The sequence below is a fragment of the Legionella moravica DSM 19234 genome (genome assembly GCF_000423305.1).
In the GTDB taxonomy this organism is placed as follows: Bacteria; Pseudomonadota; Gammaproteobacteria; order Legionellales; family Legionellaceae; genus Legionella; species Legionella moravica.
Genome location: NZ_AUHS01000034.1, coordinates 23888 through 32024, shown reverse-complemented (window position 1 = coordinate 32024; position 8137 = coordinate 23888). Strand labels below are relative to the sequence as shown.

Here is an 8137-nt window from a genome sequence, read left to right as displayed (position 1 = left end):
TTTAGAATTTATTTTAACTAAATGACCGAATTAAAAACTCCTTTTAACAAAGAGATTGGGCTTTATCAGCAAGCCCTGTCTATACTTTGTAATAATCATCTTGAAAATGACTTCACATGATAAAACAATTACAACAAGCATTAAGTCATACGCTACTAGGGAAAGAAGAAGTAGTGAGACTTGGGATTACCTGTTTGCTGGCAAATGGGCATTTGCTCCTTGAAGACATCCCTGGCATGGGTAAAACCACCTTCAGTCATGCCCTGGCACAACTTACGGGGATGCACTATAAACGAATTCAATTTACCAGTGATCTGCTACCCAGTGATCTTCTGGGTGTCTCAATATACGACAGTCAGCTCAAATCCTTTTGTTTTCACAAAGGACCTGTTTTCTCTCAACTGATTCTTGCGGATGAAATAAACCGGGCAACACCTAAAACTCAGAGTGCCTTATTAGAAGCAATGGAGGAGAAGCAGGTTACAACAGATGAAGGAACGATACCGTTACCGAATCCATTTTTTGTAATCGCAACTCAAAACCCTTCATATCATACCGGAACGTACCCTCTGCCCGAATCCCAGCTCGATCGATTTCTTATGCGTCTGGTTATTGGCTATCCCCCACCAGAGGCGGAACGGTTGTTGTTAAAATCGCCCGGATTGCATAACCAGTATACCGAATTGAAGCCCATCATCAATCCAGATCAATTACTGGAGTTGCAGCATCAAAGTCAAAGCATTCAGATTTCTGATCTGGTACTGGATTACGTTCAATCACTACTTGCGGCAAGCCGGAATCAAGGATGGTTTCATCATGGCCTAAGTCCAAGAGCAGGTATGGGTTTAATTCGAGCAGCACAAGCCTATGCACTAACTGAGGAACGTGATTTCATTCGTCCAGACGACATTCAGGCTGTAATGCCAGCGGTAGTTAATCACCGTTTAATCATAAAAAAATCACACACGCAATTATCTGCAACAGAGCTATTAATAAATGAAGTTGAGGTCCCAGTGTGATAAATCAAGTGAAAATCAAAAGTAAAAACTATTGGAATCAATGGATTAACAATCGCACCCCATTAACGAATCCACAAATTCTTGGCTCAAACAATATCTACATATTGCCTTCAGGTCTTGGCTGGATCTATGGTCTTATCGTGCTCACCCTGTGTTCCGGGGCAATTAATTATCAAATAAGTACTTTGTTTTTAATGACCTTTCTAATGGCAGTTATAGGACTAACCAGTGCCTGGGAAGCTCATTCCAATCTAAAAGATTTATCAGTCCAATTGATTTCTGTTGAAGACACGCCGCAAGGAAAACCAGCTCAAGTGACCTTGCTCATTCAATCCAACACCAAAACACGGTTTGGAGTGGTATTTCAAATTGCAAATCAACCCGTTACACGAATAGAAAACATCCCTCCAGAAGGGATGCAATTTATCTTGCCCGTAGAAACAACAGAACGGGGTTGCTTCGCTCTGCCCCGAATTAAAATATCCAGTCTTTATCCCTTTGGAATCTTTAAAGTTTGGGGGTATGCGCGATTCGACCTGCATTATTATGTCTACCCCAGCGCCCTGTCACCTGATTTTTGGCCGCCACCAGTCTCCAATCAACAGGGCGAAAGAAAAAATGCTCTTGGAGATGAAGAGTTTTTTGATTTAAAGCAAGTAGAAAATCCCTGGGTTCAGCCAAATCTTATTGCCTGGAAAATAGCAGCAAAAGGACAAGGATGGTATCTCAAAACCCGAGACAATACAGAAGAAGATTATTGGCAGTTCAAGTTAAACGATTTGCCAATGCAACCGATTGAAATAAAACTGCAAAACTTGTGCTATTGGTTACTCACCGCAGAACAAAATGGTCTGGTCTATAGTCTGGATTTGACTCAAAATGCAACTCCTTTTGACCGGGGTGAACACCATTTACGCCGCTGTTTACGACAACTGGCAGTATTCAAATGAGCAGCCCCCACTCTCAACAAGTCCTTATCAGTACCACAAAATACGCTCTATCGGTCATGTTACTTTGTTATCTTCCTCATTTTTTCACCGCACCATGGTGGATGTGTGTCCTGGTTCTAAGCGCCATGGGATATCGACTGCTTGCAGATTATTATGGCATTCCAATGCTCAATAAATGGATCCGTTTTACTCTGGTGGCTGTCTGTCTGGTTTTATTGAAAGTACATTATGGCAGCATGATGTCCAGTGGATTATTTATAGGCTTCTTACTCACTTTTATTGGACTGAAGATTATTGAAATTCATCATTTCCGCGATTTAAAAGTACTGGCGTTGTGTAATTTTTACTTAATTTTTTCTGCGCTTCTCGTCATACAAGAGCTTTGGATTATTCTCTATTTAATTATTGGCATCATAGCCAACCTGTCTTTAATGCTCAAATTAACTGCCCCACAAGCCCCATTGAATATAAGCAGTGGAAAAAGCATCAAACTGATGCTCATAGGAATACCACTAAGCATCATCTTATTTTATATTTTTCCACGAATGCCTCCATTATGGCAAGTTCCATCTCCAGGAGGAATGCATACCGGATTCAGCGAACAAATGGACCCAGGCTCCATTGCTGATCTGATTCAAGATGACACTATTGCCATGAGAATCACGTTCCATAACAAACCGGTTCTGAATGGATATTGGCGAGGATTAATTTTAAGTCTGTATAATGGTATAAGCTGGAATCATGGCTGGTACGATGCATCAGCATTTCCACCGTTACAAGAACTCAGCCCGACTGAAACCGCCGATTATGAAGTACTGCTGGAACCACACCAAAAAAAATGGTTATTTTATCTTGGCTATCCTGAATTTTCTCGTCCTACGCTCTTATTTTCGGTCAATTATGGATTAATCAGTCAAAATAAAGAACTGATTAATCAACGGGTATCATATGCTCTGAAAGTGCAATCGTACCCCTACCATGAACTCAGCAAAAAAGAACTAATCCAAACCACTCAATTGCCAGGAAACAGCAATCCTCGCTTAACTATTTGGGCAAAAGAGCAATTTGCACAACTAAATAAAAACCCACAATCATTTATTGCGTTCTTGAAACAATACATTAATGAGCAATCGTTCTGGTATAGCTTGACCCCACCCGTACTAAAGTCAAATAAAAATCAAATGGATCAATTCTGGTTCGACACACAAAAAGGATTTTGTGAGCACTATGCCAGCGCTGTGACCGTTATACTGCGTTCAGTCGGGATTCCGGCGCGAATAGTAGTCGGCTATCAGGGTGGTGAGTGGAATCCTCTGGCACGCTACCTTACGATAAGACAGAATGATGCTCATGCCTGGTTAGAATATTGGCAGGAAGGTATTGGATGGCAAGAATTTGATCCCACCCTCTTTATCGCTTCTGATCGTATCGACCCCTCCATTCAAGAGGCAAGAACCAACCGCTTGAATCAAACAGAATGGCCCAGTATCTCCAGTATGTCATGGTTACAACGTTCCCGATTATTTTGGGATTCAGTTCAATTTTTTGCTGAACGATGGTTGTTGTTTTATAACCAGGATACACAGCGAAACTTATTGGAAAAAGTGGGACTTGAAGAGTGGAGGATGGGGCAATTACTGCAGGCATCTATAGCCAGTATGCTGCTGTTTATTATGTCATATGGGCTATACTATCAATGGCGGCAAAGAAGAAACAAAGATCCGTTGCTTATTGAATATCATCTTTTACAAAAAGAATTCAAACGCTTTAATGTCTCAACCCACCCTTCCGCAACATTAAAACAACAGTGTCATTCGCTGAGTGAAAAAATACCGGCCTTATCTCCAGTGATTTCTAATTTTCTATACCGTTATGAGACTTTACGCTTAAAATGCACTGAAGTTCATCCCAGAGAAAATAAAAAACAAACCATTTTATTATTCAAAACATTCAGGCGAGTTCTCAGTCAAAAAAAATCTCGAAAAGAGTCAACACAGTAATTCGCCTGACTCCATTTGAAATAAGTATTCAGCAATCAATTTATTTTGAAATTTCTAGGTCAACCCTCTCGATTCCGAGGTCAATGCCGCGGAAATTCAAGGTGGAGAGCTTGCTCAAATCTCAACCGAATTCCCGCTGCGTGACCGGGGGCCCATTCATTTAATGCTTCCACGCTGGCAATGAGGTCATAAAGACCAATGCAGCCCAGGAAACTGAACTACTAAGATAAACCCAGCGGAGGAACAGAAGAACTGGCAATCTGTAAAGTACAGTTAGAATAACCGACAGGCAATCCCTTACCAAAGAAGACCTGACCATTGGTTTGCCAATAATTAGGATGTTCTGAGGGAAAATAGCTTGGGCATGTCCGCGCAACATCCGTTATATAATCTCTGGCAGCCTCAATGCACTGATCGACACAATCCAAAAAGAATTTAGGAAGGAAACTGGATTCATTGGCAGATTCGTTTACCGGCCCCGGAGCAATAAAGCTCTTGGAGTCTTTCAACACAAGAGTATTGCTACCATCAGCCACAGAAATATCTATCCGCTCACCAGGCTGACAAATTCGTGATTCAAGGCTGATCAGTTGACCTGACATATCAAGACCTAGCCCATACTGTCTAACAGCTTGATCCCCTACTTTATCGGTCACGACAACACGTATAGAAAATAAATCTCGAGCTGCAGCCCATTTCATCAATGACTCAGGATCTGCTTGCGCTGCAACAAAATCAGCGCTTGACGTTTCAATTACTTCACTAAAAAAAAGTTCTGCAACATCATGCATTAAATTATCCTGGGCTATTTGATAACTAATAATGTTGAATTTATTTCGTTCTCGGGCAATTAAAGAACCCGCCAGTTGCCTTGTTAAGTTTTGAACTCTAAGATCTGAATCTTGCTTTGAACCATAATCCCGACCATCAGTAAACAACAGTATATTATTATGATTGTTTGTGGAGCTAATTCGTTCCACAAAGTCAGCAGTTACCTCATATAATGGCGTATAGGTTTCTGCCGCAAGCGCATCTACATCTCGTTCCAATAATTCGATAAGCCCAGCTCTATAGACGCCTATTTGCTTCACTCCTGCAGAAAAGGTCGTTATGGTCAACGCTGCTTCCGGTTGAAAGTCAAAAAGTTGCTTTGCAAGTAATTTAACACTTTTTTTCAACTCAGGCAGTGCTGATTCCATGGAACCACTCACATCAAGAACAAAATGATAACTTGGCGGAGTTAAGGCGTGGGGTACAAAAAAATAGGGAGTCACTTCAACACGGCCATCATCCAAGGTTTGAGTTGCATAGTAAATTTGGCGAGCTTGCAAAGCGTTATTATTTAGAAAGAGTAAGGAAGATTCCCTGGAGTCATCCTGTATAATTTTTATTAAATTAGCAGGCGCATTCTGGAGGTATTTTTTAAGATCAAAAACGAGTTTACCTTCAGTACTGATAAATAGTTTGGGATAATTTAAAAGATTCAGCATCGTCGCATAAGCGGGATCGGGTAACGCCATCTCCAACAAAGCGGATTCCTGAGACAAAACAAAATGCGCCCCTTGCGCTTTAATGATATCCAGGATTGCTTTGCATGACTTCCTGTGAGTTTCAAGCATGCTCGGATTGTCGCATGTTGCCTGAGCGATTTCAGCGTCAATAAGATGCATCAGTCTTATCGATTCTACCTCATTCTCACCGCTTGCATTGATTATTGTGTTTAATCTATTGGCAAACTCGTCTACTTGCCCGACCTCATCAAAGTCGAACAGAAAAAAATCGTCCAGACTGGATACCCTTATCCGTGTCAGATCCATCCCCATAGCATGCAAAAACGTTTTTAACGATCGCTCTCGAAGCAAATAATTGCTCAATTTTGGCATAACAACCCCACTCACTTTAAAAATAATGCAGAAAATATAAATGAAAAGGGATTGATCGGCAAGCCTGAATTTTGAACATGGTTTATGTCCTGGTCACCATTTCATGCTAACAAAAAAACCAACCTATTGATAAATTTAACATAAATAATTAAGCCATGACGTCATCTATTTTAAGAATGCATGCATAAATAATCGCTTATGAAGGAATGGTTCTTTTTTATCAGTAAGAAGTGAAAAGCAAATATCCAGGGCATCGGAAATGAATCGCCCCAATACCCTTCAGAAATCATTTAAACTTTAAAAAAGCAATGGATACAGCCCCAATTATTTAGGGAACCAATCTTTTTGCAGTTTCAATATAAGCAGTATGACCAGCAATTTTTTTAGCCAGAATGGCTTTTTGAGCTCGATCACTGATCTTGTGACTCACTTCACCAGAACCTGGATTTTGGAACAACATAAAACTGAACACTTTTTTAGCCATGCTAACTTGTTGTTTTTTTATAGGAGCCAAGGGATTGGTATTAGCAATCATGTCCTTTTCAACGCCACTTAATTTATTACCCTGACATTTTTTTTGATAATAAGCAGTAAAATCCAGATGCTCAGGAACTCTTTTACCTTTTTTGCTTAAAATCGTTCCCAGTTCGGATCTCAGATGCCGAATTTCAGCTGATAGATGTTCCTGGGCTTCCAATAGCTCATTTTGTTTCTTTTCTGCTGTTATGTTCCCCGCTCGTCTTAAGGCATTCAGACCTGGCTCAAGAGCCGGGTTAGTTCCCTTATAACGGTGAAGATGATGGTGGGCTCTTTGGATAATGTAAGAATTAAACAACACAAATACAGGGTCGGTTACCTGTGTTTTGAACCAGGCAAGTAAGGAAGATTGAGAGCAGGTTCCATTGGTTTGCAATTCTAACGATTGTTCATCATCGTGTAATTTTCCATCACGATACAATTCTAGCAGTGGGGCATTCATCAGTTCGCCGTTCTCGTTGTCACCAACGATTACCGGTTCTAATAATCGCTCAATAAAACGCTCCTTAAGCAATGAATCAATATCAAAAGGACTACTTATCTTGATTGGACGGGTTCGGTTGTCACCCAAAAATGCCGTTTTAAAAATAGTTTTGTAGCTTTCTGTTTCATTAACACCGAAGCCGGTATTGATGAACTTGAACACAACCTCATTGTAGTTAATGCGCTTGCACTCAACAACTGTAGCATGTCGCTCATCTTTGCTACCAAAACCATGAGGGATAATCATAGAATCACCCACAGCAAGATGATATACAGAATCTTTTATTTGATAGGCTAAATCATGCAATAGTTCCTCACGACGGTCTTTACTTTCATCCATCTGATCGATAATAAGCATAAAATCTATTTTACTGGCCAGCACAAATCCGTCATCAAACTTCTTTTTCAACGCAAGTAATTGGGCCGTCGTCATTGGATCCAGGGTATGCTTTGCGTTTTTTATAAATTTTTTTAAATCATTTGAGAAATGCTGGTAAGCACTTGCCTTGCTTTTGCCTTGCAATACTTCATGAGCATTTAATTGCTGATCGCCCATAAGATGATGGGAGAGGTATTTCAATTGTTCATGAGAAGTATAGGATTTATAGTTTTTGCGCTCAAACAGCTCATTGGAAGTAAATCCAAAAAATCGCAAGATACGAAAAAAGAAATTAGGGTACAAAACGTCATCTTGCTGTTTTTGAGCCTGTCTAAAGGATTTGGAAACAGAGTTAATCACATTCTGTAAGAGGCGTTCATGAGGGGGAAGAAAACCGAAAAAGCCAATCAATCGCCCCCACCAGGATTTATCTTTGACAATTTCTTTCTGATAATTTTTAAGCGATTGGTAGAGTGCCCCAAAAAACTCAGAGCGAGCAAGCGAGCTTCGTTCAGGATTTGAGTGATAGTGTGAATATATGGCTCTTGCTCTATGGGCTATGTATTCGATATTTTGAGGTTGATTATACTGCGCGTATTCATTTAATTGTTCCATCAAATTATGAAGATTTTTTCTTGACTCTATATCATAGCTCATAATAACCTCATCTATCTCTCTTAAAAGATTTAATCACCAGAACGTAAAAAAACGATCATTTCAACGTAATAATTATGTTTTGAATACTTCATATCCAGGCTCATTATGTAGAATGAACCATTAGCTTCATAACAAGATGGCTGACTTTAGCACAAAGACATTAACAAATTATTAAGGGCTTGAACCAAGAGATACCTTGTAAAATGGGGAATAACGTGCAAATTTATTT

At 40.0% G+C, this 8137-nt stretch carries 5 protein-coding genes; 3 read left to right on the top strand and 2 right to left on the bottom strand.

Translation table 11 applies throughout. The features are described from left to right. The first annotated feature begins 116 nt into the window (after nt 1–116). Genes G543_RS0109110 through G543_RS0109100 form a run of 3 tightly spaced genes read left to right on the top strand, consistent with a single transcriptional unit; the run spans nt 117 to nt 3969 of the window. Nucleotides 117–1019 (top strand): AAA family ATPase, encoded by a 903-nt coding sequence (locus tag G543_RS0109110; RefSeq protein ID WP_028384252.1) that lies wholly within the window; start codon nt 117–119, stop codon nt 1017–1019. Beyond that, complete coding sequence (locus G543_RS0109105; protein ID WP_028384251.1) at nt 1016–1969, top strand: membrane protein; 954 nt, start codon at nt 1016–1018, stop codon at nt 1967–1969. The genes G543_RS0109110 and G543_RS0109105 overlap by 4 nt, the downstream gene beginning before the upstream one ends. Continuing rightward, on the top strand, nt 1966–3969 hold the full coding sequence (locus G543_RS0109100; RefSeq protein WP_028384250.1) for a transglutaminase TgpA family protein: 2004 nt from the start codon (nt 1966–1968) through the stop codon (nt 3967–3969). Before G543_RS0109105 ends, G543_RS0109100 begins: the two co-directional genes overlap by 4 nt. Before the next feature lie 221 nt (nt 3970–4190). Here G543_RS0109100 and G543_RS0109095 read toward each other — a convergent pair whose 3' ends face one another. Both G543_RS0109095 and G543_RS0109090 read right to left on the bottom strand, forming a co-directional pair. Then, nucleotides 4191–5852 carry a vWA domain-containing protein gene (locus G543_RS0109095; RefSeq protein WP_028384249.1) on the bottom strand — a complete coding sequence of 554 codons (1662 nt, stop codon included), beginning with the start codon at nt 5850–5852 and terminating at the stop codon, nt 4191–4193. 328 nt (nt 5853–6180) lie between these two features. Next, entirely contained in the window at nt 6181–7908 is a 1728-nt protein-coding gene (locus G543_RS0109090; protein ID WP_028384248.1) for a hypothetical protein, read from the bottom strand. Nucleotides 7909–8137 lie beyond the last annotated feature (229 nt).

Coding starts and splice junctions, on each gene's coding strand:
- G543_RS0109090 (WP_028384248.1), bottom strand. CDS start 7,908: ATGAGCTATGATATAGAGTCAAGAAAAAATCTTCATAATTTGATGGAA.
- G543_RS0109095 (WP_028384249.1), bottom strand. CDS start 5,852: ATGCCAAAATTGAGCAATTATTTGCTTCGAGAGCGATCGTTAAAAACG.
- G543_RS0109110 (WP_028384252.1), top strand. CDS start 117: ATGATAAAACAATTACAACAAGCATTAAGTCATACGCTACTAGGGAAA.
- G543_RS0109100 (WP_028384250.1), top strand. CDS start 1,966: ATGAGCAGCCCCCACTCTCAACAAGTCCTTATCAGTACCACAAAATAC.